General features: G+C 46.6%; 28 protein-coding genes and 1 riboswitch. Of the genes, 18 read left to right on the top strand and 10 right to left on the bottom strand.

Going from position 1 to position 26,162, the window contains the following annotated elements:
* Positions 1–456 precede the first annotated feature (456 nt).
* From KME11_19500 to KME11_19515, 4 genes are all read left to right on the top strand, one after another.
* Complete coding sequence (locus KME11_19500) at positions 457–2,787, top strand: hypothetical protein (protein MBW4517396.1); 2,331 nt, start codon at positions 457–459, stop codon at positions 2,785–2,787.
* Positions 2,788–2,899: 112 nt separating this feature from the next.
* Positions 2,900–4,774, top strand: a complete 1,875-nt coding sequence (locus tag KME11_19505; protein ID MBW4517397.1) for a DUF3685 domain-containing protein — start codon at positions 2,900–2,902, stop codon at positions 4,772–4,774.
* Between the two features lie 88 nt (positions 4,775–4,862).
* On the top strand, positions 4,863–5,138 hold the full coding sequence (locus KME11_19510; protein MBW4517398.1) for a BrnT family toxin: 276 nt from the start codon (positions 4,863–4,865) through the stop codon (positions 5,136–5,138).
* Positions 5,101–5,379 carry a BrnA antitoxin family protein gene (locus tag KME11_19515; protein MBW4517399.1) on the top strand — a complete coding sequence of 93 codons (279 nt, stop codon included), beginning with the start codon at positions 5,101–5,103 and terminating at the stop codon, positions 5,377–5,379. The genes KME11_19510 and KME11_19515 overlap by 38 nt, the downstream gene beginning before the upstream one ends.
* A gap of 47 nt (positions 5,380–5,426) precedes the next feature.
* Here KME11_19515 and KME11_19520 read toward each other — a convergent pair whose 3' ends face one another.
* A complete protein-coding gene (locus KME11_19520) occupies positions 5,427–6,230 on the bottom strand; it encodes a hypothetical protein (protein MBW4517400.1) in 804 nt (267 codons plus the stop codon).
* Between the two features lie 421 nt (positions 6,231–6,651).
* Here KME11_19520 and KME11_19525 point away from each other — a divergent pair, with 421 nt between their 5' ends.
* Positions 6,652–6,888, top strand: coding sequence for a hypothetical protein (locus tag KME11_19525; GenBank protein ID MBW4517401.1), 237 nt, complete (start codon positions 6,652–6,654; stop codon positions 6,886–6,888).
* Between the two features lie 64 nt (positions 6,889–6,952).
* Here the strand turns inward: KME11_19525 and KME11_19530 are convergent, their stop codons facing one another.
* The 3 genes from KME11_19530 to KME11_19540 form a co-directional block, all read right to left on the bottom strand.
* Complete coding sequence (locus tag KME11_19530; protein ID MBW4517402.1) at positions 6,953–8,011, bottom strand: hypothetical protein; 1,059 nt, start codon at positions 8,009–8,011, stop codon at positions 6,953–6,955.
* Between the two features lie 216 nt (positions 8,012–8,227).
* Positions 8,228–8,653 carry a GNAT family N-acetyltransferase gene (locus KME11_19535; protein ID MBW4517403.1) on the bottom strand — a complete coding sequence of 142 codons (426 nt, stop codon included), beginning with the start codon at positions 8,651–8,653 and terminating at the stop codon, positions 8,228–8,230.
* Between the two features lie 167 nt (positions 8,654–8,820).
* Complete coding sequence (locus KME11_19540; GenBank protein MBW4517404.1) at positions 8,821–9,519, bottom strand: HupE/UreJ family protein; 699 nt, start codon at positions 9,517–9,519, stop codon at positions 8,821–8,823.
* Positions 9,520–9,540: 21 nt separating this feature from the next.
* A riboswitch (cobalamin riboswitch) is annotated at positions 9,541–9,687 on the bottom strand.
* A 115-nt stretch (positions 9,688–9,802) separates the two neighbouring features.
* On the opposite strand from KME11_19540, the gene KME11_19545 reads away from it, so the two are divergent.
* Both KME11_19545 and KME11_19550 read left to right on the top strand, forming a co-directional pair.
* On the top strand, positions 9,803–10,384 hold the full coding sequence (locus tag KME11_19545; protein ID MBW4517405.1) for a Uma2 family endonuclease: 582 nt from the start codon (positions 9,803–9,805) through the stop codon (positions 10,382–10,384).
* A 35-nt stretch (positions 10,385–10,419) separates the two neighbouring features.
* On the top strand, positions 10,420–11,286 hold the full coding sequence (locus KME11_19550; protein ID MBW4517406.1) for a carboxylating nicotinate-nucleotide diphosphorylase: 867 nt from the start codon (positions 10,420–10,422) through the stop codon (positions 11,284–11,286).
* Here KME11_19550 and KME11_19555 read toward each other — a convergent pair.
* Positions 11,276–11,842, bottom strand: a complete 567-nt coding sequence (locus tag KME11_19555) for a C39 family peptidase (protein ID MBW4517407.1) — start codon at positions 11,840–11,842, stop codon at positions 11,276–11,278. The genes KME11_19550 and KME11_19555 overlap by 11 nt on opposite strands.
* 591 nt (positions 11,843–12,433) lie before the next feature.
* Between KME11_19555 and argS the strand changes: the two genes are divergently transcribed.
* Positions 12,434–14,194 (top strand): arginine--tRNA ligase, encoded by a 1,761-nt coding sequence (gene argS, locus KME11_19560; GenBank protein MBW4517408.1) that lies wholly within the window; start codon positions 12,434–12,436, stop codon positions 14,192–14,194.
* A 12-nt stretch (positions 14,195–14,206) separates the two neighbouring features.
* Here argS and KME11_19565 read toward each other — a convergent pair whose 3' ends face one another.
* Positions 14,207–14,392, bottom strand: a complete 186-nt coding sequence (locus KME11_19565) for a DUF29 domain-containing protein (protein ID MBW4517409.1) — start codon at positions 14,390–14,392, stop codon at positions 14,207–14,209.
* Between KME11_19565 and KME11_19570 the strand changes: the two genes are divergently transcribed.
* Positions 14,314–14,544: a hypothetical protein gene (locus KME11_19570; GenBank protein MBW4517410.1), complete on the top strand. Its 231-nt coding sequence runs from the start codon at positions 14,314–14,316 to the stop codon at positions 14,542–14,544. The genes KME11_19565 and KME11_19570 overlap by 79 nt on opposite strands.
* A 16-nt stretch (positions 14,545–14,560) precedes the next feature.
* Here KME11_19570 and KME11_19575 read toward each other — a convergent pair whose 3' ends face one another.
* A complete protein-coding gene (locus tag KME11_19575; GenBank protein MBW4517411.1) occupies positions 14,561–14,761 on the bottom strand; it encodes a hypothetical protein in 201 nt (66 codons plus the stop codon).
* Positions 14,762–15,233: 472 nt separating this feature from the next.
* Here KME11_19575 and KME11_19580 point away from each other — a divergent pair, with 472 nt between their 5' ends.
* Both KME11_19580 and KME11_19585 read left to right on the top strand, forming a co-directional pair.
* Positions 15,234–16,364, top strand: coding sequence for a 2OG-Fe(II) oxygenase (locus KME11_19580; GenBank protein MBW4517412.1), 1,131 nt, complete (start codon positions 15,234–15,236; stop codon positions 16,362–16,364).
* A gap of 321 nt (positions 16,365–16,685) precedes the next feature.
* The gene (locus KME11_19585) at positions 16,686–16,859 is read left to right on the top strand and encodes a hypothetical protein (protein MBW4517413.1); all 174 of its coding nucleotides are present in this window, start codon (positions 16,686–16,688) and stop codon (positions 16,857–16,859) included.
* 56 nt (positions 16,860–16,915) lie between these two features.
* On the opposite strand, the gene KME11_19590 is transcribed toward KME11_19585, so the two are convergent.
* On the bottom strand, positions 16,916–18,187 hold the full coding sequence (locus KME11_19590; protein ID MBW4517414.1) for a hypothetical protein: 1,272 nt from the start codon (positions 18,185–18,187) through the stop codon (positions 16,916–16,918).
* A gap of 83 nt (positions 18,188–18,270) precedes the next feature.
* On the opposite strand from KME11_19590, the gene KME11_19595 reads away from it, so the two are divergent.
* Both KME11_19595 and cbiD read left to right on the top strand, forming a co-directional pair.
* Positions 18,271–18,597: a thiol reductase thioredoxin gene (locus KME11_19595; GenBank protein MBW4517415.1), complete on the top strand. Its 327-nt coding sequence runs from the start codon at positions 18,271–18,273 to the stop codon at positions 18,595–18,597.
* Positions 18,598–18,643: 46 nt separating this feature from the next.
* A complete protein-coding gene (gene cbiD / locus KME11_19600; GenBank protein MBW4517416.1) occupies positions 18,644–19,756 on the top strand; it encodes a cobalt-precorrin-5B (C(1))-methyltransferase CbiD in 1,113 nt (370 codons plus the stop codon).
* Here cbiD and KME11_19605 read toward each other — a convergent pair.
* Both KME11_19605 and KME11_19610 read right to left on the bottom strand, forming a co-directional pair.
* A complete protein-coding gene (locus tag KME11_19605; protein MBW4517417.1) occupies positions 19,748–20,314 on the bottom strand; it encodes an SRPBCC family protein in 567 nt (188 codons plus the stop codon). The genes cbiD and KME11_19605 overlap by 9 nt on opposite strands.
* Before the next feature lie 52 nt (positions 20,315–20,366).
* Positions 20,367–22,505, bottom strand: coding sequence for a GAF domain-containing protein (locus KME11_19610; GenBank protein MBW4517418.1), 2,139 nt, complete (start codon positions 22,503–22,505; stop codon positions 20,367–20,369).
* A gap of 589 nt (positions 22,506–23,094) precedes the next feature.
* Here KME11_19610 and KME11_19615 point away from each other — a divergent pair.
* The 5 genes from KME11_19615 (at position 23,095) to KME11_19635 (ending at position 26,127) form a co-directional block, all read left to right on the top strand.
* Positions 23,095–24,795, top strand: coding sequence for an ATP-binding protein (locus KME11_19615; GenBank protein MBW4517419.1), 1,701 nt, complete (start codon positions 23,095–23,097; stop codon positions 24,793–24,795).
* A gap of 53 nt (positions 24,796–24,848) precedes the next feature.
* The gene (locus KME11_19620; GenBank protein MBW4517420.1) at positions 24,849–25,082 is read left to right on the top strand and encodes a hypothetical protein; all 234 of its coding nucleotides are present in this window, start codon (positions 24,849–24,851) and stop codon (positions 25,080–25,082) included.
* A gap of 16 nt (positions 25,083–25,098) precedes the next feature.
* The gene (locus tag KME11_19625; protein MBW4517421.1) at positions 25,099–25,329 is read left to right on the top strand and encodes a hypothetical protein; all 231 of its coding nucleotides are present in this window, start codon (positions 25,099–25,101) and stop codon (positions 25,327–25,329) included.
* 50 nt (positions 25,330–25,379) lie between these two features.
* Complete coding sequence (locus KME11_19630; protein MBW4517422.1) at positions 25,380–25,784, top strand: hypothetical protein; 405 nt, start codon at positions 25,380–25,382, stop codon at positions 25,782–25,784.
* A 118-nt stretch (positions 25,785–25,902) separates the two neighbouring features.
* Positions 25,903–26,127 carry a hypothetical protein gene (locus tag KME11_19635; GenBank protein MBW4517423.1) on the top strand — a complete coding sequence of 75 codons (225 nt, stop codon included), beginning with the start codon at positions 25,903–25,905 and terminating at the stop codon, positions 26,125–26,127.
* The last annotated feature ends 35 nt before the right edge of the window (positions 26,128–26,162 follow it).

The raw sequence follows: 26,162 nt of genomic DNA on the forward strand, positions 1-26,162 counted from the left end.
TGTCCCTGAAACTACTTTTAGGTCAGAGAATAGGGCAGATATTTTCCCGGCTGATGTAGCTCCAGAAAAGTCCTTTGAAGGATATTATGATGAACGCCATTTTGAAAACTCTTACTGAAGATAGGACTCATAAAAGCTCCCACTCTGCCCCGAAAATTGCACTCTTTATCAAACATCTAGGTGGGATTAGTGTGGTAAATCCTTCATTGACACTGATTCTTTGTACTTCTTACCCATACGAATCTAAAGAAATATGTAATCCCTTAACTTTGAGGTCAGTAAATGCGTCTGATATTTAAAAGGTATCAAAAATAGCCCGGATGTCTCCCTCTTATAGATGGGAACATGAGTATAGGATTAATAAACAGAGTGGCCGCATCAGTGTTTTACTTCTGTAATTGAGCAGCTTTAAACGATACGTCAGTGATGGTGCGTAGGGGGTAGTGAGGGGTTGTTATGAAAGAAGAGCAAAATCAGCAGAAACACAATATTGAGCAACGCCGGGACAACGCCCCCAGTTTTGTTCCTCCTAAGCTTCTGTGGGAACAAAATTTTGAACTGGTCAAACGGTTGGAAAAATTGATTGCCGATTGGTATCAATTCGCAGTCCAATCCAGTGCAAAAGCGATTCAGATGCACAAAAGCCTTAGCGAACCTGCCAGCGCAACTTCCAGTGGCTCATTTTCGGGTGGACAACCGTCTTCAGAGGTTGAACTAGAGCTTGAGCCGGAACGCTACACTCCGCCTGCTCGCTTGCCCAGCCCCCCAGAAAATAAGCCTTGGCGCTGGTCATTGGTTTGGCTAGGGATTTTAGGCGCTTTTGGAGGATTAGGAACTGCTGCTTTAGTCTGGCTGACTGCTTTGCCGCCATTACCTAACTGCCAGCAAGTCTCGCAGTTGACTGTAGATGGCGAACGCCTCTACTGCGCTCAGCAGGCTGCCCAAACGGGAGAGTTGCCTAAAATCGTTGCCAGCTTGGAAATGCTGAAGCAGTGGGATCAGGAACATCCTCTCTATACGGAAGCCTCCCGTCTCATTGACGATTGGTCTGCCCAAATTTTGGCAAATGCTCGCATCAAAATGCAGGAGAACGACGCAAAAGGGGCGATCGAGGCAATTAAGCACATTCCCAAAACCAGCCCTGCTTATGCTGAGGGTCAAGAAATCGTTAAGGAATGGCGACAACAGTGGCAAAAGGGCAAAGATGTCTACGGCAAAGCCCAAACTGCAATGAAGCAGCAAAACTGGGATGAAGTATCAGAGCAAATTCTAGTTTTGTCTAAATTTGACCATACCTATTGGAGCACTATTCAAACCAACGTGCTTTCCCAGCAGCTTGGGGTTGAGCGGCAGGCACGTCAACTCTTAATTAAGGCTCAAGCATTCTCTAAGAACAACAGCTATCGCGGTGTTAAAGAAGCGGTGAGCTTGGCGCAAAAGGTACCTCCCAAAACTTATGCAGGAGCCGATGCCAAGGTTAGCCTTACTCAATGGAGCAAGCTCTTACTGACCGCAGGCTTTCGCCAATGGGATAGTGGCGATCGCAGGGGAGCCATCTTGACGCTTCTCCTCGCCCCCGCATCTAACACGGCTCCAGAGGTTCAAGATTTGGTGCGGTTTGGTAATGCCTATAGTTTGGTTAACAGCAGCGAATCTCTTTGGGTGCCTACAGGAGAGCAGATTTGGAACCTGATGGAAGCGATCGCTGCGATTAAACAAGTTAAATCAACCAGCCCTTTCTACCCTCAAGCCCAAGCTTACCTCAAAGCTTGGCAAACCAGTCTTAAGGATGCGGTGCAGGTCAAGTACGCCACGCTGGCGGCAGGGATGGGGCAACATTCCACCCTAAAACTAGCGATCGCCCAAGCTAAGCAGGTGCCACTAGGACATGTTCGCCGGGTTCAGGCACAAACCTTGATTGCTTACTGGGCAGAGGAAGTTGAGCGGATTGAGGACGAGCCCTTTATGGTTCGGGCTAAAGACTTGGCAAAGTCGGGCACGATTCCAGACTTAAAGTTGGCGATCGCCCAAGCCCGCAACATCCAACTCGGTCGCGCCCTCCGTGGACAAGCCCAAGACTGGATTTCCACTTGGCGCGGTCAGATCGAAGTAATTGAAGACCAGCCCATTTTGGCACAAGCCCAAGCTTTCGGACGACAAGGCAAACTGAACGAAGCTATTGATGCTGCTTCTCGAATCAAAGCCAAACGAGCGCTTTACCCCGAAGCCCAAACCGCCATTTTGGGCTGGCGCGCCGAGCAAATTCGGATTATTCAAATTACCCAAGATCAACCTATCCTCAATCAAGCCAGAGCCATGGCATTGAGGGGCAACCTGCAAGGGGCGATCGATATAGCATCACAAATTAGCCCTGGTCGCGCCCTTTACTATGAGGCACAGGGCAGCGTTGGCAGATGGCAAGAAGAACTTCGTCCGCCTGTTTACATCCCGCCTGAATCTACTCAAAATCAAACTCCAGGCTACACGCCCCCTGAAGGGGAGTGGGACGATATCGATCCTACGGCTAACGGTGCAGACGATCCATTCAGCCCATTAACCCTGGAATCCTCTCTTGAAGAATCCTATGTCCCTCCTGAGGAATCAATCTCTGACGACTCGTCTGTCATTGATGCGATGCCGATTGATGAGATTGTCCCCTCGTATGATCTGAATGCTCCGTCCTCTGTTTATGAGCCGCCTCAACCTGCTGAACCTGACCCTCAAGCCGAAGCTTCCGATAGCGACGTAACGGGTTACTATGACCAGCGCTACTATAACAAGCCTTAACTAGCAAGTCCCGTCACTTAACGCATTGACTGCAAAATTTTGGTCGCGCTAAAGCGCTTGCCAGAATTTCTGCTAATCTGAGGCGAAGTCCAACTTCACTTTGTAATGATCCATGAGCGTTGATCAAGTGCCGCTCCCGGTAAGCCGCTCCCTGCTGGTATTAATTGATGAAGACTCGGCATTCTGCCTTAGATTGCGGGTTTGTTTAGAGCAATACGCAGATTTGGAGCTTGCAGTAGAAGATTCTGATGGCAGCAAAGTCATTCAAATATTGGAAAATGCGCGAAGATCTTCAACCAGTCTCCTAGAAAGCAGATTAGACTTACCTTCTGCTGAAGACATTGCCCTGATCATTCTCAATATCAACTTGGGATGCTCCAATCCTTCCCAATTGCAAGGCTTGTCCCTCTGCCAACATATTAAGGGGCAATGTCCCCATATCCCTGTTCTTCTGCTGACTTCCTCTCCCAATGTCAACCAGATTAACGAAGCTCATCAAGCTGGTGCCAATGGCTATTGTTCCAAAGCCTTGGGTGCCGAATCGTTAGTTGCCATCATCCGGCGAGTATTGGGTGGGCAAAACTACTGGATGCCGCTTCAAAATGCTGTTTTGCCCAACTCCATACAAACGTCCGGCTCAGTCAGTCCGACTCTCCGAACCCAGAGAACCTTTAACGGTTCTAGTCTTTGGAACAACCTACGATCGCGCTTGCACCAGTCTGGTATTCAACAAATTGACGCAGTGATGAATGAAGTTGTGAACGAGTTAGAAAACGCTGATCTTTCTTTGTTGAATCGGGCGATCGTTGCTGGAAAATATCGTGAGTTGAGAGCCGCAAGATGGTTAGTCACTCAGTTGCTGTCCGCCAATGAAGCGACTTCAGAAGGCTCTCAATTAGTACCAGCGAGTCGCCCTGCCTCAGAATCTCAAGTCCGTCGATTTTCTGAAGATTTCCCTCCTTCTAGTAATAATCCACCGCTTCCCTCCTCCCCGATCGCCACTCAACCTTCTTCTTTGATTGAACAAGTCCGCGACCTGCGATCGCTGCTCTTTGACAGCATCTCCACCAAACTTCAAGCCAGCCTGGAAAACCTAACTGAAACCCCCCTTGAAACGGACATCCTCCGCGAAGACAAAAAAAGAGAGTTGTTTTACCTTATCCTCCGAAAAATCGAGGATCTCTTAGACGAATTAATCTACTCTCAGGTTCAAGCCGTTCAACTTCAGTCTAAGCAATCCGATATTTTACAAGACCTTTGGCAAGTGATCGTGACTGAATTCTTTGGCAAATACTACACTGTTCCCCTTGCTGGAATGGAAGTAGAAGTGGTTGATGTTTTGCTTCAAGATGGGAACTTAGTGCAAACCGCTATTTTAGAAAAAATCCCTGGCGTTTCTGATCTGCTCAAACACTTGCTCTTTCAAGCTCCATTAGAGATTGATAGCGCCCTCTATGCGCCCGGAAACCCTGAGGCGTTAGCCAGAGCGGAAGCCCTTCTAGAAAACTGGACGATACAAATGGCGAACGCGGTGATGCAGCCTTTGTTGAATCGTTTTGCGAACGTGGAAGTGATTAAAAAAACTTTCTACGATCGCCGCTTAATTTCCATCCGTGATATCGAACGATTCCGCAATGATTTGTCGTGGCGATACCGCCTAGAACAACTTTTGCATGAACCTACTGATATCTTTGAAAGCAAACATCAGATCCTAGTTTTTTCAGGACGTGGCATTCGACGTACTGCCATTTATGCCATTCGCTACCAGGAGCTAGAACAGCTAGAGGGCATTCCACGGGCAATTACGCTGGCACTAGAAGCCAGGGATGCGATCGCCCCACGGTTACGCTCTGTGGTGTCGTTTGTGGGCAACGGAGTCGTTTATGTGTTGACCGAGGTGATTGGGCGGGGAATTGGGCTGGTGGGCAGGGGCGTGTTGAAGGGAATGGGGAATATTTGGCAGGATAATCGGTTTAGCCGGAAGTAGGGAGTCTTTGGAACGACTCGATTTCGTAAGTCGTTCTAGAGAGGAATTGTAGTTAAAATAGAGTCGAGTGAGCGATCGCGTTCGCGTAATGACATTTGAATGGGATGAAGCGAAGCGTCTTGCCAATCTTCGCAAGCACGGGATTGATTTTATTGATGTTTCAGCCGTGTTTGAAGAAAACTCTGTAACGGTTGAAGATGATCGTTACAGTTATGGAGAGCAACGTTTTATCACCTTTGGACTGTTGCAAGGGCGAGTCGTTGCTATTGTTCATACCGAGCGTGATGATTGCACTCGGATTATCTCTGCACGAAAGGCGACTAAGTATGAGCAACGAATTTACATCGAGACACTCTCAGACTGATTGGCAACGACTTGATGCGATGGAGGATGAAGATATTGACTTATCGGATTGTCCAGAAGTAACTCCTGAACAGTTTGCTAAGGCGATCGTGCGACGAGTTAAGGAGGTTGAGGAGAAGAATGAGCCGATTTCTATCAAGTTTCATCCCAGGGTTTTAGCTTGGGCAAAGGAAGAAGCAAAAAAACGGGGAGTAGACTATCAAGCAATTATTAATGAAGCGTTGCTGGAGAAAATTGGCTAACAATTATTATTCGCTTAAATTTAACAACTATATCAATCAATGCTAATTTATCTCTGCCAGGGCTTCTCGTCATTCAAAGATCGACAAGCAAGAACTATGTCATTTGTTAGTGTTTGCTTGTGATTAACAGAGGACTTTTCCGAAATTAGAACTAGATCTTTCTCAAATTCAAACTCATCATGATAAGTCTTCAAAGCTTTTGTTGTAATACTTCTCGAATTACTATACAAATGTGCGAGAGCAGAATTAGTTACGTATCCATTTCTATCTAGCTCTTTTTCGATTCGCTGTTTCCATCGAGTAGAAACTTCTTTCTCTTCAGAATTTCTTCGTTTCTGTATAGTCTTATTCCCGTCAAAGTTAATACTGTTAAAGTGAAGTACTTCACTCCACTCTTTCCTCTCCTGAACTTCTTCTGAGACTTTTTCTGCTTTCACAACAAGCCGCAACGCGAAAAGAAACAGTAGCGTAGATAATATCAGCAAAGGTAATGGTACTAGAACGAATAAAAATCCTATAAGAACTACAAAAGGAATTAGCAAGAATGGATGTCTAAAGTATGAGAACAAATCACAAGCTAGGAAACTTAAAAATGTTTGTGCTGATTCCATCACATATTCTTGGCGAAGCCGCTGCCAATATCTCCGTAAAAAACCTAAATAGGTGACTGCTGCAATTATCCAAATTATTAATTGCGCTGTTGCATCAAGGGGATAGTCAATTAAAGGAATAGAGAGTGAAACTGGACTATTGATCAAAGCTATCAGAGCAATAGTATCCATTAGGAAGCCAAGAAAAGTAGCAACTAAGTCAAAATTTTCTTTAAGCCAACTGCCTAACGAGAATCGCATACTGAGAACAATAAGGAATTTCCAACTACTTAACTTTAGACGCTAAAAGACTAATTCTCAATTACTGCCCTTATAGATAACTCAGGCTGCACTGGAGGACATTGCTCAGAAATCATTCCTATAAAAATTCCTTTGTCATTAAAAATCTCCTCAACCCCTTGACTTAAACCAACAAATCTCGGTATTCTCCAAAGCTAGGGCTGTGTTCTATTTCACACATAGCCGAATACATACCCCGAAAATCTAGCACCGCCCATCGCTGCTACTAACAGCAATGGACGGCTGACCCCCAAACTGTTCTGACCAGTCTGGCAGCTAACGATGCATTTTAGCATCTGAACTAGCCACCCTGACTCGCTACAACGGGGTGGCTAGGTTTTTGGGTTTCTTCCCACAGAAACTCAAAACCGGAGAACCACAAATGAATGCCTTACAAAGTGCGATCGCCGCTCACGTTCAAGTCCCTGTACCTGCTTCCCCTAATCCCCTCCGAGAAAAAGTAACCATCCTGATCATTTCTTCCCCCGAAGGCGTGCGCGAAAACATTCACGAGTTACACCAGCGCGGTTACGCCGAAGCCAGCCTCTGGAGCGGACTATTACCCTCCTCCAATCCAGGCGAAGTCATGAGTATATTAGTGCGCCATCGCCTAATCTAAACAATAGTGGAGCTATCCCCTCCTTCAAAGTCCTTTCCTTCAGGAGAGGGCTTTAGGGAGAGGTCTACTCATCAATCTGCCAAAGTTCCTTGTTGTAATCCTCATCCAAAACCTTATTGGGACGCAACACCAGCACCACCTTCCCCAGAATTGGCACAGTCGGAGCCACCTCAAACCAAGCCACCTGAAGCTGACCCTCTTGATCCACCACAAAATGATGCTCCTCGCTCCACTGTCGCTGGGCGCGATCGACCATTACCAGCACTTCCTCTGGTAACGTATCTGGCGAACTTGGCAGATCGGTGCTATCTGCCAACAACATCACCGGATCTTCAGATCCCAGCACCACTTGCCAACTCGGCAACGATATCCAAGCCCCAACCCCAGAGAATTTGACTAGCCGAAATGCCCCATCTTCTTCCACCATCGGCACTGCTTGCAAATCTGCGGTGGCTAAGGGCAACTTACCGACCACTGGCAAAATTCGGGGCTGATCGGCGGCGGCTTCTAGGCGATAAAACGGCAGCTTGGGAGCAGCTTTGCTGCGCGTGATTGTGAAATCGGTTAGCAGTTTCTCAATTTGTTGCCGTGCCGATTCGCTTTTGGCAAACCGTAGCCCCTGGGCAATCAAGCGCGATCGCGCCTGCAAATCTGCCTGTTGTCGTGCCAGCTTCCAGTAATAATGGGCGATCGCATCGCTAGGATAATCCGAAAACTCTGGAGGAGCTTTAAACCGCCCAAAATCTTTCAGTGCCTTCGTAACCTCGCCTGCTCCTTCCGAATCTAGCCCCCGCTCTACCACCAGCGCCGCCGCCGCCACTCGCTCTGTTTGAGTCAGTACGCGCAATTCGTACAGTGAATCACTGCCCGTCCGTTCAAACCGTGCTAAAACCTCTGGCGGTGCGTCTCCACTTTCTATCGAACTATAAACCTGCGCCGCCACCACAATCTGGTTCTGTTGAATTGGCTCAAACCCAGTTTCCTCAAAGATTTTTTGCTGCGAATAACCCGCTTTTTGTAGGGTTTGGCAAGCCTTGCCCCACGCCAGCCAGTTTCCTTCCTTACGGCGAAGGGATTGGACAAGTTCTTGAATTTGGGCTTGGTTTTCGGGGGAGGGGGACATGGGAAATTAAATCTTGAAGGAGTAGTTTGAGGGGCGATCGAGCCGCCATGAAGATCATTAAAGGCTAAAACTGTGCCAATAACGTCACTCAATGATGGTAGCTCATTGGCGAGTCATAGCGAGTTGACTATCCCCAGTGTTGCTGAATGAAAATGTTGCTGAGTGAAATCGACTGCTGCCCATTCGATCGCCTAAAATCTTCACTTCTAGCCATGACTACAAATCTAGGGAAAAGTGATGACTACTGATCTTCATCCGTTGCTGAAAATAGAACCGATGTGCATCAAAACGCTGAACTCCTGAGTCTAACTTTAACTGAGTACAGTGATGCAACTTAGCGTACTCAATGAGCCAACTAAAGATATGCTGTCCATATCTCTGCGATCGCATAGTTTTATCAACAACCAGATCATAAATGTACAAAGATTGTCCCCATGCAAAACATTCATAAACACAGAATCCGGCAACAGCAACAACCCGGTCATCTACTTTGATAAAAGTAAGCTGATATCCATTTTGTTGCTGACGATGAAACTGCGCTAAAAACTTTTCTTGCTCAAGGTGTGAATATAATTGAGACAAAATAGAAAAGCATTCAAGAATTTGTGCATCAGATTCTGCCAACTGAATTAACACGAGCAAATACCTCTCAAAATAAAAGCTCTAATACGCTGAAGCAATCTCTACCTGTAATAAAAAAAGACGTGTTTCAGCAGTACGAAGCACGTCTTTTTTATAGGCTTTATCCTAACTCGCTAAGGATGGACAAAACTAGAGCGATCGAGCTATCACGACAGAGTTACTTACCTCTACCTACCAGAGATAGGAATCATAACTGCCACAACCTGAGACGCAAAGAACGCAATCCCAACACCGCAAATAACAAGACCCGCAGAACGCAATTTTTCTGGAGATTGCTGTTTTGCTTCTTGTCCAATAAGGGCTGTTTTGCCAACTTGGAATGCCAGGAGTGAGACAACAATTTGAATCGCTGTAAAGCCAATGAAATACGCCAGCAGCGGGGCTGTTTCTGCACCAAAAATAGCTTCACCATAGGCATGACCATGAAATAAACCCGCAACCGCTGACAAACCTGCTACTACAAGAGTATTGGGGCTATCTTTCATCACCAACAAAATACCAAATAACAAAACTGACCCAGAGACAAATAGCTCAACTCCTGGAAAGCTGATGCTTGCTAGGTGCGCCCCAGTACCAAGCATTGCTGCTAACAGAAACGAGATTGGAATCAAGATTCCTTGCCGTTTGATCGCGGCAAGTAAGCCAACTGCCCCAATAAACACAAAATGATCAAGCCCAATTAGGGGATGCGCTACCCCACTCATAAAACCTTCAAATAGATTAGAGGGTATTCTGCCTCCCATTGGATGATGGGCAGAAGCAGGAGTTGCTATTAGCAACAAAATACTTGTTAGAGCAACCAATGCAGCTATTTGTTGGAAAGCCTTGTTAAAAAAAAGAAATTGGTAGCTTTTAAATTTATCCATTTTCTGTGCCTCGCAGATGTAGAAATGAGTTAATCCATCGGCGGGCATCCTGACTAAAAGATTTTCATAATCTCATTACAGTTGCGGGACAGCGCCGGACTTACACCGAACTTTCCCCGTTTCCTCTGGTGGCTGTTCCCCACCAGAACCAATGAATACTTAAAACTATATCAGCCAAAGAGATCAGCAGGGTGGGGAATTGAAAACTTAACGTGCTTGCCTCATCAGTCATTCGGGTTGGTCTCGCCTATCATAAAAAGATGTTGCTAAGAAGGATCACACAATGGTCGCTACAGCTTTCAAACCAGGTTTGCAAGATGGGGTCGTTCTATCTAACATAACTTGGGACACCCTGGAAAAATTAGATGCTGACTTAGAGGGAACGGGCGCACGCCTCACGTATTTAGATGGATATTTAGAAATTATGGCTCCCTTGTCTGATGCACACGAAGAACCCAAGAACACGTTGGGTCAACTCCTCGAAATCTATATGCGACTAAAAGGCATTCGGTTTTATGGCAGGGGCAGCACAACGATCGGCATGAAGGAGTTGGGAGCACGAAAGGAGCCTGACGAATCTTATTGCCTGGGCGATCGCCGGAAAATTCCTGACCTAGCGCTAGAAGTGACGGTCACCAGCGGCGGCATTGATACCTTAGAAATCTATCGCCGGATTGGAATAGCAGAGGTCTGGTTTTGGGAAGATGGCGTGATTTCAGTTTATTGCCTGCGTTCAACCGGATACGAGTTGGTGCAGCAAAGCGAATTATTGCCAGAATTGGATTTGCGATCACTGGAATTCCACATGCGCATGGCAGATCAGTACGATGCAGTTAATGCTTTTATGCAAACGCTGCAATCTTAAATGATCGCCTTCTCTTTACCGTAGGACAGGATTAAATGAGCCAAACGCCAGCAGTGTTACCACCTTTTTTGATCTTGGATCAACTCCTCCAAACCTGGCTCCTCGAAGACATTGGACGGGGCGATCGCACTACACAATCGCTCTTTCCTACAGGTGCGCCACTCGGAACCGCAACCTGGGTAATTAAAGAACCAGGAATTATTGCGGGGCTGGCGATCGCTGCCCGTGTCTTCCATTTACTCGATTCTCAGATGATCTTTACTCCAGCAGAAGAAGGGCAGCACTACAAAAACGGTGAAGTCATTGCTCAAATTTCTGGTTCGCTGGATGCTTTGCTGATGGGAGAACGAGTGGCATTGAATCTGGCAATGCGGCTGAGTGGAATTGCAACAGCGACGAGTCAATATGTAGAACAGATTGCTGATTTGCCGACTCAGTTTGTGGATACGCGCAAGACTACGCCAGGGTTAAGAATTTTAGAAAAGTACGCGACTCAAGTCGGTGGAGCAATGAATCACCGCATGGGGTTAGATGACAGCGTGATGATTAAAGACAATCACATTGCAGCAGCGGAAGGAATTGGAGCAGCGATCGCCCAAATCCGTTCTCGAATTCCTTATCCATTAACCATTGAAGTTGAAACCGAAAATCTAGAACAAGTGGCAGAGGCGTTACAGCATGGCGCAGATATCATCATGCTAGATAATATGTCTTTAGAAATGATGACCGTGGCAGTGCAACAAATTCGTGAAAAGAACGATCGCATTAAAATAGAGGCTTCGGGAAATATTACCCTTGAAAGAATTCGAGCGGTAGCAGAAACCGGAGTAGATTACATCTCAAGTAGCGCGCCCATTACCCGCTCGAATTGGTTGGATTTGAGTATGAGAATTATTTCATAAACAAGCGTCCCCAGCCTGAGCGATCGCCTTCAGGAAGCCACCGCCGATTGAGGAGAGGACGAGAATAAACGACGCTGTTGCCGTTGTTAACATCCCCGGTATAGCCGCCGCCTGCATCCAAAAGACTACCAAAAGGATCATGGCAAATGTAGTTGTTGCAGCCTGTAGTGCCAATGACAACGATCATGTGTCCGCCTGTCGGGGAAGAAAGGGAACCTCGGTGAAGAATACCGATAACGGCGGGTAGACCTGCTGCCAAAGAGGTATCAAGGTCAGCAAAGCCTAGATCAGTGTGCCAGGTAGATTTAATACCAATTTCAGATAGAGCTTTAGTTTGGGCGCTGTGGTCGGTTGTGTCGCCGTACTTGCGAACATATTGATAGTAGGCATCGTCGCTTGAGAGGGTTGCACCTAAGAATTTTGCCACCATGGCGCAGCTAGAGGTGTTGCAGGTTCGCATGGGTTCAAATTTATTATCGACTTGCTGATAATAGGGAACTTTGAGACGGATTTCTTTAGAGGCAGCAGTGATAGATGGATTCCACGTTTTCCACATTTTATCTAGCCCAATGAGAGTTTTCTCTTGGCTAGCTTGTTCTAGCCATCTGAGGGCAGCATTTTGATGAGGACGAGCCTGGTAGGAACGAAAAACTTGTACAAAGTCGATCGCCCCTTTATTTTGACCATCGCGCCACATGAGCGCAAACTCGGCTTGCTTTTGTGTCCCTGTGCAGCCCTGAAACCACTGAATGAGTTTAATTTGTTGAGGCTGATTGCTGAATTGTTTGGCAATAGTAATGAGATCAACGGTAGATGGAGCAGTTTGAATGAGAGATGCATTGATGCCCTGAGTATTAACCATAGTTCTATTTGTTACAGAATCAAATTAACCCTTTGTAGGCTTAAGGTTCCCTGTAGAACAAGCCGTAAAACTTTTTTAGATTAAGAAGGTATAAAAAAGCATGAGTAATGAAGCATTGAACCTGAGGTTTCTACTGAGACAAGCGCGCTGCTTTGCAGAGACCGCAAGGGTCGCCCTTCTGCTTAACTAAGGCGATAGAAATGATGCGATAAAAAGGTCAATTAGGTCGTTATCCTAGAGAATGTTGAATCTGGCTAAGATCTCTGTTTGCGGAACTTTGGAATTATGAATGCAACGATCGCCCAATTAAAAGAATGCTTTGAGCAAGCCTTAGTCGCTGCATTTGGCACTGAGTTGGCGGGAACTGATCCGATTTTGGTGCCTGCGAGTAATCCTAAGTTTGGAGATTATCAAGCAAATGTGGCGATGTCGTTGGCAAAAAAACTAGGCATGGCTCCGAGGGCGATCGCAGAGCAAATCATTCAGCATCTCAATGTTAGTGATGTTTGTGAGCCGCCTACCGTTGCGGGTGCCGGATTCATTAACCTGGCACTGAAAACACAATATTTAGAAGCGCAACTCAAAGCCATTCAGGCAGATGCAAGGCTGGGAATCATGCCTACTCAAACTCCTCAGCGCGTCATCGTCGATTATCCTAGCCCCAACATTGCCAAAGAGATGCACGTTGGGCATTTGCGCCCCTCAGTGATTGGTGACGCGATCGCCAGAATTTTAGAGTTCCTCGGTCATGACGTGCTGCGGCTGAGCCACATTGGCGACTGGGGCACCCCTTTCGGAATGCTGATTGCCTATGTCAAAGAAGCTTATCCCGAAGCGCTTGCATCAGGAGAATTGGCTTCAAGTGATTTAGCAACATTTTACCGATCTGCTAAAAAGCGATTTGATGAAGACACAAAATTTCAGGAGGCGGCTCGGCTAGCAGTTGTGCAACTTCAAGCAAGTGACGCTGAAACGCTGCGAGCCTGGAAAGTTGTGTGTGATTTATCCAATCGTACAAATCGCCAGATTTTTGACTTAATGGGGCTTTCTTCTCAGATTCAAGAACGAGGCGAATCTTTCTACAATCCTCTCCTAGCAGGCGTACTGGAGGAATTGGATAAACTGGGGCTGCTGGTGGAAGATGCAGGCGCACAGTGTGTTTTTCTAGAAGGATTTACCAATAAAGAGGGTAAGCCGTTACCGTTAATTGTACAGAAGTCGGATGGAGGCTATAACTATGCGACTACCGACTTGGCGGCAATTCGTTACCGTGTCACAGAGGATAAAGTTCAACGAGTAATTTATCCGGTGGGTTCTGAGCAGACAAACCATTTTGCTCAAATTTTTCAGGTAGGACGGCGGGCGGGCTGGATTACTGATGCAGTCGAGTTTTTCTATGCGCCGCTTGGAATGATTCTGGGTGACGATAATAAAAAGCTGAAGAGTCGATCGGGAGAGGCGGTGAAGCTGGTAGATTTGTTGGATGAGGCGATCGCCCGTGCCTATGCTGATTTAGAAGCTCGACTCATAGAAGAAAAACGAGAAGAGACGGAAGCGTTTAAAGCTAACGCGGCAAAGGTTGTAGGCATTAGCGCCATCAAATACGCCGACCTCAGCCAAAACCGCACCAGCAGCTACGTTTTTAGCTACGACAAAATGCTGGCGCTCCAGGGCAACACGGCACCATACATGCTTTATGCCTACGTGCGAGTGCAAGGAATTAGTCGGAAAGGCGGCGTTGATTTTGAGCAGTTGGGAGCTAATTGTGCGATCGCATTGCAAGACGAAACAGAGCTAACTTTGGCAAAGTATTTGCTTCAGTTTGATGAGGCGTTGAGCGAAGTAGAGGTAGATTTGTTGCCAAATCGATTGTGTCAATATTTGTTTGAACTCAGCCAAAAGTTCAATCAATTTTACGATCGCTGTCCTGTTCTTTCAGCAGAGGAACCTTTGCGGACTTCGCGGTTGGTGCTGTGTGACCTAACGGCTCGAACCATTAAGCTAGGGTTGTCGCTATTGGGAATCGCGGTTTTGGAGCGAATGTAGAACTGAAAAGAGTTAATCTTCTGGTAGCCAACTGTCTGTTAACACGAGTTCTAAAGAATAGGGACAAGTATTTGAAAACACTGAGATTTCTAATCGAGTTTGTTTAGCTGCTTGATGACGTGCGCGTTGATAAGTCTCTTCAAGTTCTCGATCGCATTGCATCAACTCGCAATAGCATTGTAGAAGCCGCGATCGCATTGTGTCGGCTCACAATCGCATTGTCAGAAGAACAATGGCATTGTGTAGGGTTGCGATCGCATTGTCGAGCGCACAATTGGATGTTGAGCGGTGACAATGGCATTGTGAAATCCGCGATCGCATTGTCGGGGCTACAGCATAGATATACGTAGCCCCTGATGCTTTTGTTTATCTCACCAAGACACTCATGTACTTGCCGTTGGCAAACGGTGCGGGAATAATCGGTGTGAAACTGACGCGATCATTGGCGATCTTTTTAACGTAGAACTCGTTGATTAAATGCAGCACCTGCTCCCGTGTCCCGACGATCCACACCTGCGCTTTATCGCCATGCGAAACGGGCAGCAGTTCGTTGAACTCTGTACTCATGCTATTTCCCTCGCTAATGTTGGGTTGAGAAGAAAAGCTTAAGGTGTGGTGTTTCTAACCACTTGTTTAACATTAGCGAGGTGAAACGATAAAATCGTTGCAGCCTAGCCTTCTGCGTCTTCAGAAAGTTAGGTTAGCTGGTTAGTTGTGTTAGTAGCACTTCTAGCCAGCGTCCTCACCTTAAGCCTGTCTACTGGTATCGAAAAACCAGTGTTGATTAGCATAAAGGCAAAGGTAGGTTTAAGACAAGTATTTTGAGGGAATTGGTGAGGGGCGATCGGGTAAGCTTTGCAGTTTCATCATTCAATTGGGAAGGGATGCAGACAAAATCACTCTATATTTTACGCAAACTATTTCTTGTTTTCAGGCAAGGTAAAATATGCTCAAAGTTGCCACTAGTGCAGCCACAACTTAATCTTTAAGAATGTAGAGTTTAATCTTTAAGAATGTAGAGTTGGACTTAGTAAGCCATATGTTTCTTTCGACAGGAGAACCTGCGCCTTGGTTTACAGCAGCCTCCACTACAAATCCTAAATATTATTTTGGGTCGGTAGCCGGACGCTATGTATTGTTGTGTTTCTTGAAATCTTCGACTGATGCAGCAAGCCAAAAAGTTCTAGAGGGCTTAGCGCATCATCGAGAGATATTTGATGATGAATTTTGCTGTTTTTTTGGTGTCAGCATTGATCCAGATGATGAGCAATCATCTCGTCTTCAAGAGCACATACCAGGTATTCGTTTCTTTTGGGATTTCGACCAATCTATCAGTCAACAGTTTGGTGTCGTTCAGCAGAATAATACGTATCACTCATGTACCTATGTTCTTGATGAACGTTTGCGTGTCCTCACAGTGTTGCCCTTTGCAACTCAACCAGAAAATCACTTTACCCAACTGATCTCGATTCTTGAAAAGCTACCTGAGATTCCACCACCCGGAATGGCTTCGGTACAAGCACCTGTTTTAGTGGTTCCTCGCATTTTTGAGCCTGAACTTTGTCAAATGTTGATTGATTATTATCATCACCAAGGGGGTGAAGAATCAGGGTTTATGAAGGAGGAAAAGGGTCGTACTGTCCTTATTAGCGACCACAACTTTAAACGTCGGCGCGATCAAGAAATTCTAGATAAAGATCTGCGAAATGCAGCCATGTTTCGCATACACGATCGCCTGGTTCCAGAGATTCAAAAAGCATTTCAGTTTCAAGCAACACGAATTGAGCGGCATATTGTTGCTTGTTATGACGGTGCGAGTGGAGGTTTTTTTCGTCCGCATCAAGACAATACAACTAAAGGCACTGCTCACCGAAGGTTTGCTGTCTCCCTTAATCTTAATACCGGAGAATACGAGGGGGGGCTACTTCGGTTTCCAGAGTTTGGTCGCCAAACTTACACTGCTCCAGCAGGAGGAGCAGTTGTATTTTCATGTTCCCTATTGCATGAAGCAACACCCGTAACCGAAGGGTGGCGATATGCTTACCTTCCATTTTTGTATGATGATGCGGCGGCAAAAATTCGAGAAATTAATCAAGATTTTATTGGTGAAAAGAGTCAGTCAAAGGGGTTTCAATCTAAGCCTACCAAGGCTCGAAAGAAAAGGCGTTGAGGTCAGTTAAGAACATGGGTTAGAGCGAATTCATTTGTACTTGTGGTCAATTGCAAAGCTCTCTAAAAATCGTTCAACCCGATCGTTAGCAATCCACGCGCTAAGGCAGTTTCAAGGTTAAAGAAATTAGATTTACTGGTAAGGGAGGAGCAAAAAATAACGTCCCGATCCGCCCCCTAAATCCCCCCAATTTGGGGGACTTTGAAAGGCTCGGAAGTCCCCCAATTTTGGGGGATTTAGGGGGCTGTAAAGTTAATGCATCTTACTGGGGTTTTATTTTCACGCAACTTCCTAAGTACTTGTGCTTGCTGAAAATTGTAGTTGCTAAAAGTCCTCAATCTGTCTGTGAGGATAGGGCGATCGCCTAAGACTACAAACTCGGCAACCGATCGGCACTGGAATGAATACTGGATCAATACAAAGAAAGAAAACAAAGACCCTGCGATCGCCAACTTCTTCAAAACCTACAAATTTACCGCTACAAAGAACAGGTAATTGACTTGCTCGATCGCACTTGCACCGTTAGCGTTAAAACAGTGGCGATCGCAGATTCAGCCTGCCCAAAGCCCCTGAGCAAAGCGGATAGAGTAACTTGCTAGAAGAATACTGAAGAAAATTAGGACAGCGTAGCCCCAACGGGGATAGCGATTGATAAGCAGCCCAAAAGCGATCGCCCACGGCACACACGCAAAGGCAAACCGCTCTGCCGAAATCGTTCTACCTAACCCTAAAATAATCATCCAGCTAAACAACCCATACCAAAACGCAGTCGGGGGAAGTTGGTGACGAAATCGCCAAATTAAATAACCGCTGCCCAACACCATCACCACGTTGATCAACGGCGAACCACCCACAAGCCAGAGCAGAATAGCCAAAATACAGAAGCCATAACCTGTTTTAGGAAAGCCAAAGCGATCGCGCATTTTCCACAACAACAGGGAGAGAAGAGCGATCGCTATCATTGCCAACGGATACCACGGATCAACCAGTCGCCCTTTGTCCTCATTAGCAGCCCCCACTATTACCGTCGTTAACAAACTCAGCCAGGGCTTCCAATGAAACTCCTCAACAGGTCGCCAGCCGCGTTGTGCCAGTAGAAATGCCAGAGGTTGTTGAAAGCGCAGCCAGCAATAAAGCATATAAAACAAGATTCCGGCACTGGTGAAGAGAGCCGTGATATAGGCGAGGGGCGATCGCCTATCTCGCCAAGCCACGACTAAAAATGTGGGAATCAGCGCAACTCCTGGCGGACGAATAGCAGTAGTCAAAGCTCCAAACAGTGCTGCCCAACCATATTGCTGGCGATCGAATGCTCGTAGCGCGGCTGTGCTACCCAGCAAAAATAACCCCTCAGTATAGACAACTGCACCAAATAACGAGAACGGACACCACGCCAACGCTGCCGTTGCCCACTGCGCTACCCGCCGCCCATGCCGTTCTTCTGCCCAGAGATACAACACCACTAATGCGCCCCAAAACACCAAGTTGTTGGCGATCGTTCCCGCCACTTCAAACGATAAGCCTAAGCTCATCACGCCCTTAACTAGCAATGGGTACAGGGGAAAGAACGCGACATTATAGCCTTTACCATTGTCTTTAAATTGATAACCCTTAGTGACAATTTTCTCGTAATGCCGACTATCCCATTGAGAGAATACATCCCACCCTGCTCCCGGCGCTTCGCCAGAGGAGGGAATCGGCAAAGCCGGAGCAATCAGCAGCATAGCCATCCAAATGATGATGCGGCTAGATAGCCACATTGCCGAGGCAAAGAAGATGGCATTCTTGAGGCGTTGGGAAGTTAGGGAATTATCAATCAACACACAAAATTACCTTTGCAGTAGCAAGGCTGATTATCCACTAAGATTGCTTTAGCCGATACATTCCGATATTTGGAGATGCAAAAATGGGTACAGCAACTTTTATTCAAGATGAAGCTGAATTTGATGGACTTTTAAGCAGTGATTCCTTGTTCGTGGTTGACTGTACTGCTAGCTGGTGCGGCCCCTGTAAACTTGTGGCTCCGATGATGGATCAACTAGCCGAAGGATATGGCGATCGCATCAGGGTTTTTAAGCTTGACTTAGATTCCAATAAAGAAGTTGCTAAGCGATTTAGTATCCGAAGTATTCCAGCAGTCATGTTTTTTAAGCAAGGAGAGTTACTGGAAACAATCATTGGAGTCAAGCCCTATGAAGAGTTTAGCGGTGCTGTCGATCGCCATCTTGCGTAGGATGTAAAAGATCTGGAGCCTCACTTGATGTAGACCCGACTAACTTATGGCTCGTACAGGCTATACGCTTCCTGTGTTTGCAGTAGCATCTGCCAAAGCAGCTCTCTTGCATTTACAAAGCAATGCTACGCCACAAACCGTCACCCTCGACTTGCTGCCAGAATCACAGCCCAACAGTGCCGAAATCTCGATTCAGCAAGTCGCTCGATTAGACGCTACAAGTGCTTTGGCAATCACACTCAGCGACCCAGGAGACAATCTAGATTTAACTCGAAACACACCTATTTGGGCATGGGTAAGGCGATCGCGCCGAGATACGCACAGCGAGTTCCCCCACCCATCCCCGGCTTTAATCCTTGAAGCAGGCGAAGGTTTAGGCAGAACTGCAGCCGGAGATGCAGCCATTTACAGCTATGCCCGTCGCCTATTCGATGCAAACCTATTGCCGCTGATTGCCGCCGATCAAACTGTGATAGTCTCGATTATTCTGCCAGAAGGTCGTCAGCTTGCCCAGCGCACTTCTAACGAAGCATTTGGGATTTTAGAGGGCTTGTCGTTACTAGGGACAAGCGGCATCTCGCAGCCTTTATCGGTTGCCGACCACTTAGAATCTTTGCGAGCAGCATTGCAGGTGAAGGTACAGACGCATCCTCATCTCGTCTTTTGCCTGGGCAGCAATGGAATGCAGGTAGCAAAGCGTTTGGGTATTCCCGATGAGGCAGTGGTGCAAACAGGGAACTGGATTGGGGCGTTGCTGGTGGAGGCGGGGCTACGGGAGGCGCAATCTGTTTTGCTGCTGGGGTATCAGGGTAAGTTGATTAAGTTGGCAGGAGGAATTTTCAATACTTCTAGCCACTTAGCCGATGCCAAGCTAGAAATTATCAGTGCAGCCGTAGTGCAAGAGGGAGGAGATTTAGCGGCAGTGCAGGCGGTTTTAAATGCGCCAACGGCAGATGCAGCTTATCAGACGCTAGTGGCATTGGGGTTAGTAGACGCGGTGTTTGGGGCATTGGCACAACGAATTAGTCACCGAGGATCTGATTATGTGCGGAAGTATGGTGCTGTCGAAATGCGTATAGGGACGATTTTATGCGATCGCCACGGGCAAATCATTAGCCAAGATGCTGAGGCAACAGAATTGCTCAAGCTCCTAACCTGATACTTCACCATTGAACAGCACATCTGCTCGCTGCCGAATTGCCGAAAGATTGAGAACTAAGCCGCTTTTCAGCCGCCCCTCAATAATACTAATGGGCATAGATAGGGGCGGTAAAACGCAAACGGTGTAGCATAGCTCAGTGTTACGACCATCGGCGGTAGGCTGCAAAACCCAGCTTCCAAAAAACTTTTTGAAGTCGCCTTCTACCATCTGAAAGTCAAGCTGGTGAGGGAACTGTTCCACCATATCGAGAACAACTTTGGCACAAAACTTAAACTTCAGCAAAGACTGAGTGCCAACTTGCTCCAGGCGAATGCCGCCTTGGGGATGCTTAATTTTTTGGCTTTTTGCCAAACTAGGAATAAAGTCTGCTAAATGATCGTAATCAGTTAGGATTTGCCAAACTTGTTCGACAGGATGAGGAATTTGGACGCGCGCCGAGATCTGCCGCTGTCTGCCTTCAGCTTTGTCTGTGCAGACTTCTACTTCGCCCCGGAATTCGCAGGAGGCTTCCTCCAATTCTGCGGAGTCGTTTGTAAGCTGTAGGTCTTCAGTCATGTTCCTAATCTGCAACTTTTTACTAGCCTACCCGATTCGGCTCCTCTCGTAACTAATCGGCTGTCTGAATCTTGCCATCTGGGCTAGCGGGTAGAGTAATGGTAAAGCAAGTCTTCCAGGATTGACTAGAAGGAAGAGGTTTGCTGGAGACGGCGATCGCTCCATTTAAATGTTCCACTAATCGTTTGACCAGGGCTAGCCCTAATCCGGTTCCCTGAATTGCCTGTTTAGTTGCCCGTTCCCCTCGTTTAAACTTGTTAAAAATTTGATCAATCTCTTGCGGCTGAATCCCTAGCCCGACGCTTTGCAAAGTCAAGACGACAGCGTGAGCCGGGTGAAGATTGTGCACGACTTTCAGATGCACCTTGGAGCTCGCGTCAGCATACTTACGAGCATTATTCAGTAGCTCTACCAAAATGCGGTTAAGGCTTTCGGGGTCAGAACTAAGGGTGAGCGGCTGCGAGGGCAATTCAATCTTAAGTTCCAAGCCTTTTTTTTGCCAGCGTTCTAAATCTGATTTTGCAGCGTTGTGAACTAAGTGTTGCAAATCAACTTGATGATATTGAACTGCCGTCGGCACCTCTAGTTTACGAAGCGCCAGCATGTCATTAATTAACTGAGTTTCTTGCTGACACTGCTGCTCTAAAATGTCGAGGTAGCGAGATTGGCGATCGGGCGTTAAGGTGGCTTGTTGCAACATTCGCACTGCCAGACCCATGCTAGTCAAGGGAGTTAGCAACTCGTGACTAACAGTGCTCAAAAATTCTTCACGTTCCTCATCCAGTTTACGAAGCTGCTCAAGCTGTTGTCGCGTTTTTTCGTAGAGCTTAGCCTGCACTTCTAAACTGCGTTGCAATTGGGCGGTGCGCTCGGCAACGATCGCCTGGATGTGTTGCATAGAGCGGGTTTGCACTATAGCAGTGCTGAGTTGCGCAGCCACAAGTTTTACGAACGATTGCTCTTCTATTGCCCATTCTCGTAGTTCACAATGCTGCAATACCAAGCAACCCATGACCTGACCTTGATGCTCAATGGGCATCAACAACAAGGAGGGAAGGTCTTCGAGCCGAAAGAGAGAAGAAATGGAATGGAATTCTTCAGAATTAGATAAAACCGACAGAATCAAGGGTTCTGGGGTTTGGGTTAACAGCGTTTGGCAAAGGCTGCACGCTGTTGCCTGAAAGCCATAGTTTAGCCAAGTACCTTGGTTTTGTTCTAACGCTTCAAAATTGGGTTCTTCAAGGATTGCCAGTTTTGGAAGAGGGCAAGCAGGAGGATATTCAGAGACAACCGTAATTTTAGTTTCTAAGGCGGTTTCTGCCGACTCAGCATCTAGTGGATGCTCGGAGGTTCGACCCCTCACGGATATTTCAGAGAAATAGCTTGAAGATTCGGCAGATAGTAAGAGCACCATGCCTCGGCTAGCGCGAGTAGAGCAGACCATGCCTGCCAGTGCCGTGTCAAAAATTCGCTTCAAATCTACATTAGTGCGAATAGCAGCGGTGAGTTGATCGTTAATAGACTGGTAGCAAATTTGCTGTTGCGCCTGCTGTTCAAGCCGCGCTTGGGTAATGGCGATCGCCACTTGAGGCGACAAGGTTTTGAGGAGTTGCAAGTCTTCCTTCTTCCAAGCGTGGGCGGGCGACCCTTGCGGTATCTGCGGAGCAGCGCGCATCAGGCAAATCATGCCGTTGAACTTGCCATAGTGACGAGTACAAATTGCCAAAATTGACCGAAATGGAAAATCGTCTAGGGGCAGGAGGGTCTGAATATCGGCGATCGCCAGATCATTGTTAATCCACTGTTCTTTTAACACTGGCTGCTGGAACCATCCCCAAAGCTTCTGTTGAAGATGTGTCGAAAGGTTATTGGGTAACCAACACGTGTTCAAAGATGAACTTGCAGCAATAAAGCAACAGTCTGCCTGAAAAATTTCTCCTAAAAACTTGCTTAACTTGAGTAGAGCATCCTGGGCGCTTTCACTGGCGCTGAAGATCTGATTCTGACACTGCTCAGAACAATAATTGTGCATCCACCCAATGGGTGCTGAGATCGGCGGTGCTAAAGTAATTGGAGGATGGGGTAAATTAGGCTGAAGCTTGAGTTGTGATTGCTTGCACTGAATAGGGAGATTGGGAGAACTGTCAACTTTTTGGACAAGATGTAACTTTGTATAGCAATCTTTTTTCATTTTCTTAGCCAGACACAAACACACAGGAACACACAGAGAGAAATGAGAGAAGTTTAATTAAGCTTTCTCTCGGCTAGTCACACAGATACTGATCGAAAAACTTTGAATATTTGATTCTTTTTAAAGGTTGTCTGAGAAGTCTAGGTTGCTATCCAATCCGCCCCCTAAATCCCCCATTTTGGGGGACTTTGAGGAAGGAGTGGCTCGGAAGTCCCCCAAAATGGGGGATTGGGGGGCGAGTGTAAGAATCTTTAATACTTCTCAGACATCCTCTTAGATCTTTCTAATAGCCTGTTAGAAAGCCAAACCATCTATGTAAAACAGGTTATCTGCTTCACTTGGCTTTTGTATCCGTGATTTCCCTAAAATTGAAGCTAGCTTCACGCAAAGATTAAGCTGGCTCATGGTGTTAACACCCACTAAAGAAAAATCTTTGAATTGAATTAGATTTTTGCCATGGGACATTAATACTTTAGTAATGCATGTTTGCAACTTACTGGCAACAACTAAAATCAGCAAGTTCAGGACAAAAAGGGTATGCTCTAAACAACTTGTATTAGAACAATCGTTCTCTGATCTCTACTGACCTATGGCTAAACTGATCTCTCTGTCTTCTCCCAATACGGTTGGTACTGTGAAAGGCCCTGGAGAAAATGGTAACCAGTACTTATTTATTACGGCAGATAATCGCTATGTGAAGATTGGCGAGTTTGTCTATTACGAAGTAGAGGCACCAGACACAGGGGGACGATCGGCGGTTCGGCAAATTCTAGGTAAAATTTCGGCGCGGTGTTTAATTGACCATTTGCCCGATCGCATGTTTGCCGATACTGAAATTAGCCCAGAGGCGATCGCTGCTCTAGTTGGCTTCTCTCACCCCAACCCCGAAATTTATGAAGTCACGGTAGATGTGATTGGCTATTTCCACCCAGCCCTAGGCTTTATGAACCCGCGCGTCACCCCTAATCCGGGAGCAAAGGTTTATTTGGCAAGCGACGAAGGACTGCAAGCAGTCGTGAATAAAAAGCAGCCTGGAGAAGTTGGATCGGCGGCGATCGGCTCGTTGCTGCTGCGAGAGTTGAACGCGGTGCCTGTGGTGCTAGACGTGAAGGAATTGGTCAGCACGCACATGGCAATTTTGGCAGGGACAGGTTCGGGAAAGTCCTATACAGCAGGTGTGTTAGTTGAGGAACTGCTATCGCCCTATAATCGAGCGGCAGTGCTGATTTTTGATCCACATGGGGAATACGGGACGCTGGCAGATATGCGAGGTCATCCTGCCTTTACGGCTCCTGGTTACGCCCCCAAGGTGAAAATTTTAACGCCCAATGATATTCAAATTCGGATTTCGTCTTTAGACTACTATGACATTTTGACTTTGCTGCCTGAGATGAGCGATCGCCAACAGGCAATTCTGAGCAAAGCCTTCGCCATCCTTAAAAAACATAAGCGATCGAATGGCGAGTATCGCTGGGGAGTCAACGATTTGATTCATGCAGTGTTTGAAGCCGATCGCTCGGAGGATGACGAGGGCAATGAAAAAACAGGATCTTCTGCTCCAGCTTTAGAGTGGAAGTTGGATAAGTTAGCTAGCTCAAAATATTTCGATACTGCCAATCACCTCGCCCCCAAAGATTTATTTGAACCGGGACAAGTGACCGTTCTACAAATGAACGAAATTAGCCAAGAAGAACAACAGGTAATCTGCGCGGCAATTCTTCGGCAGTCGAACCAAGCCCGCATGAACACCCAGAAAGAAAACATTACTCCCGACGACGAGAATTATCTGCCCTACCCTGTCTTTATCTTGATCGAAGAGGCTCACCGTTTTGCCCCGGCACACGAACCATCTCGCTGCAAAATGATCATCCGCACCATTCTCAGCGAGGGTCGTAAATTTGGCTTAGGTATTGGGCTAATTACCCAGCGCCCTGGCAAGATCGACGCAGATGTACTGTCTCAATGCATGAGTCAATTCCTCATGCGCATCGTCAACCCGGTGGATCAAGACAGCCTCAAGTATGGGGTAGAAGCTGCCGGACGAGATTTGTTGAAGGAGTTGCCTTCTTTAACCAAAGGGCAAGTCATTATTTCTGGGGCTTGTGTTAATACACCTGTGCTTTGTCAAGTGCGGAAACGGCTCACAGTGCATGGTGGCGAAACGCTGAACGCACCAGAAATGTGGCAAAACTATTTCCAGGCGCATCAAGTCCAATCTCGCTTAATTGAGCAAGCCCCGATCGCCAGTCGGGAAAAGCCGAAGATGGTTAGAGGGGTCAGTATTGATTGAGTCCTCACAACATCCTTAAAGCTCCGGCAATACGCTACGAGATTGGTTAAAAGGTGTACTTTGAAATCATTGGAAGCATTACCAATGTTGAAACAATTGCTGTTGGAAGTTCGATTCGGAAGTTAGCTCGGCTGAGAGAACAGTTTGGGAATGGACGGTGGAGAAAGCTTAAAGGGATAGCCACAGTGCAACTTGACGATGGCAGTATTGGCGAGGCAGAAGTTCACTGGTATGAAGCTTATGGGATTGGCAAGAGAAGAATGAAAATCAAAAGATTTTTAGAGTAATTTTTGGACTAACAGTATGGAAAACACCAGAGGAAGGTTTGGAATTTGTATTTGTAACGATGACTGTGATGACCTAGAACTGCTCAAGGTTTATCAGATTTTGCCTGATGACACTCCCAGCCAAAAAGGTTATGTCCGAGTCGTGGACGAATCGGCAGAAGATTACTTATATCCTCAAAGTTTCTTTGTGCTACTTGAATTGCCTCAAGCCGCCGAACAGAAGTTGCTGTCCATTGTTAAACCATAATTCTGGGGCGTATCCTAAAATCAGAGCTATCTCACGAGTCTTCTATTCTTATGCGGCGACTTCAATATCTGCCCTGGCGATCGCTCTTCCTCACTGCTGCGGTCACCATTTTTTGCACCATCGTCTTATCGTATGCCGTGGGGTTTAGCACCATGAATTCAGCGATCGTTAGCCAAGTCTTGGCAACGCTCTACACTCCTCCTTGGCGTACTATCACTGACCTTGCCGTTTCAGCCGGAGTCGGTGCAGTAGCCGTTTATTTTTTAGAAACTCTATTTCCTCGCACCGCTATTAACACCAATATATTGTGGACTTTGATTCTGTGTTTAATGGTGGTGCTGATCATCAAGTCCTATTTACCTTTACCCGAAGGATTAATTGCCCCCAGTCAAATTTCTTTGTTAGGAATTCTGCTAGGCGTGTTTTTGTTAGGCGGAAAGCGTTACTGGCGCTGAGTAACCTCATACGGGGAAACACTTCTCATTCAAGAAATGAACTGATGTTTCAACCTCATACAAAAAAATGTGTCGAAATATGTACTTGACGTAAGACTGATTCATCTTCCTCTGTAGGATGTTACAAGGCTTCAAAAATATAAACAGTCGTTATCGATGCGCTAAGAATATTCAAAGATATGCTTATCGCATTCCTGGTATATTTCTGAAAGAACCCGTCGAACAGCGCAAACAAAAAGATAAGTTGAAGGTTGCCGGACGACATCTGTGCCCTGGCTTTAACCGACTTAGCTATCAATATCAATTGCCGTCTGAGGCTGCCAAGCCTGCTGGCTTTTCGTGACTGTTACCAGCAGACAGGGGTTTCTGTGTTCGGAA

Source organism: Timaviella obliquedivisa GSE-PSE-MK23-08B (genome assembly GCA_019358855.1).
GTDB classification, from domain to species: Bacteria; Cyanobacteriota; Cyanobacteriia; order Elainellales; family Elainellaceae; genus Timaviella; species Timaviella obliquedivisa.

What these genes read in the sequence shown, in the direction of transcription:
- KME11_19500 (MBW4517396.1), top strand. Translation starts at nt 457, where the DNA reads ATGAAAGAAGAGCAAAATCAGCAGAAACACAATATTGAGCAACGCCGG.
- KME11_19505 (MBW4517397.1), top strand. Translation starts at nt 2,900, where the DNA reads ATGAGCGTTGATCAAGTGCCGCTCCCGGTAAGCCGCTCCCTGCTGGTA.
- KME11_19510 (MBW4517398.1), top strand. Translation starts at nt 4,863, where the DNA reads ATGACATTTGAATGGGATGAAGCGAAGCGTCTTGCCAATCTTCGCAAG.
- KME11_19515 (MBW4517399.1), top strand. Translation starts at nt 5,101, where the DNA reads ATGAGCAACGAATTTACATCGAGACACTCTCAGACTGATTGGCAACGA.
- KME11_19520 (MBW4517400.1), bottom strand. Translation starts at nt 6,230, where the DNA reads ATGCGATTCTCGTTAGGCAGTTGGCTTAAAGAAAATTTTGACTTAGTT.
- KME11_19525 (MBW4517401.1), top strand. Translation starts at nt 6,652, where the DNA reads ATGAATGCCTTACAAAGTGCGATCGCCGCTCACGTTCAAGTCCCTGTA.
- KME11_19530 (MBW4517402.1), bottom strand. Translation starts at nt 8,011, where the DNA reads ATGTCCCCCTCCCCCGAAAACCAAGCCCAAATTCAAGAACTTGTCCAA.
- KME11_19540 (MBW4517404.1), bottom strand. Translation starts at nt 9,519, where the DNA reads ATGGATAAATTTAAAAGCTACCAATTTCTTTTTTTTAACAAGGCTTTC.
- KME11_19545 (MBW4517405.1), top strand. Translation starts at nt 9,803, where the DNA reads ATGGTCGCTACAGCTTTCAAACCAGGTTTGCAAGATGGGGTCGTTCTA.
- KME11_19550 (MBW4517406.1), top strand. Translation starts at nt 10,420, where the DNA reads ATGAGCCAAACGCCAGCAGTGTTACCACCTTTTTTGATCTTGGATCAA.
- KME11_19555 (MBW4517407.1), bottom strand. Translation starts at nt 11,842, where the DNA reads ATGTGGAAAACGTGGAATCCATCTATCACTGCTGCCTCTAAAGAAATC.
- argS (MBW4517408.1), top strand. Translation starts at nt 12,434, where the DNA reads ATGAATGCAACGATCGCCCAATTAAAAGAATGCTTTGAGCAAGCCTTA.
- KME11_19565 (MBW4517409.1), bottom strand. Translation starts at nt 14,392, where the DNA reads ATGCGATCGCGGCTTCTACAATGCTATTGCGAGTTGATGCAATGCGAT.
- KME11_19575 (MBW4517411.1), bottom strand. Translation starts at nt 14,761, where the DNA reads ATGAGTACAGAGTTCAACGAACTGCTGCCCGTTTCGCATGGCGATAAA.
- KME11_19580 (MBW4517412.1), top strand. Translation starts at nt 15,234, where the DNA reads ATGTTTCTTTCGACAGGAGAACCTGCGCCTTGGTTTACAGCAGCCTCC.
- KME11_19595 (MBW4517415.1), top strand. Translation starts at nt 18,271, where the DNA reads ATGGGTACAGCAACTTTTATTCAAGATGAAGCTGAATTTGATGGACTT.
- cbiD (MBW4517416.1), top strand. Translation starts at nt 18,644, where the DNA reads ATGGCTCGTACAGGCTATACGCTTCCTGTGTTTGCAGTAGCATCTGCC.
- KME11_19605 (MBW4517417.1), bottom strand. Translation starts at nt 20,314, where the DNA reads ATGACTGAAGACCTACAGCTTACAAACGACTCCGCAGAATTGGAGGAA.
- KME11_19610 (MBW4517418.1), bottom strand. Translation starts at nt 22,505, where the DNA reads ATGAAAAAAGATTGCTATACAAAGTTACATCTTGTCCAAAAAGTTGAC.
- KME11_19615 (MBW4517419.1), top strand. Translation starts at nt 23,095, where the DNA reads ATGGCTAAACTGATCTCTCTGTCTTCTCCCAATACGGTTGGTACTGTG.
- KME11_19625 (MBW4517421.1), top strand. Translation starts at nt 25,099, where the DNA reads ATGGAAAACACCAGAGGAAGGTTTGGAATTTGTATTTGTAACGATGAC.
- KME11_19630 (MBW4517422.1), top strand. Translation starts at nt 25,380, where the DNA reads ATGCGGCGACTTCAATATCTGCCCTGGCGATCGCTCTTCCTCACTGCT.
- KME11_19635 (MBW4517423.1), top strand. Translation starts at nt 25,903, where the DNA reads ATGTTACAAGGCTTCAAAAATATAAACAGTCGTTATCGATGCGCTAAG.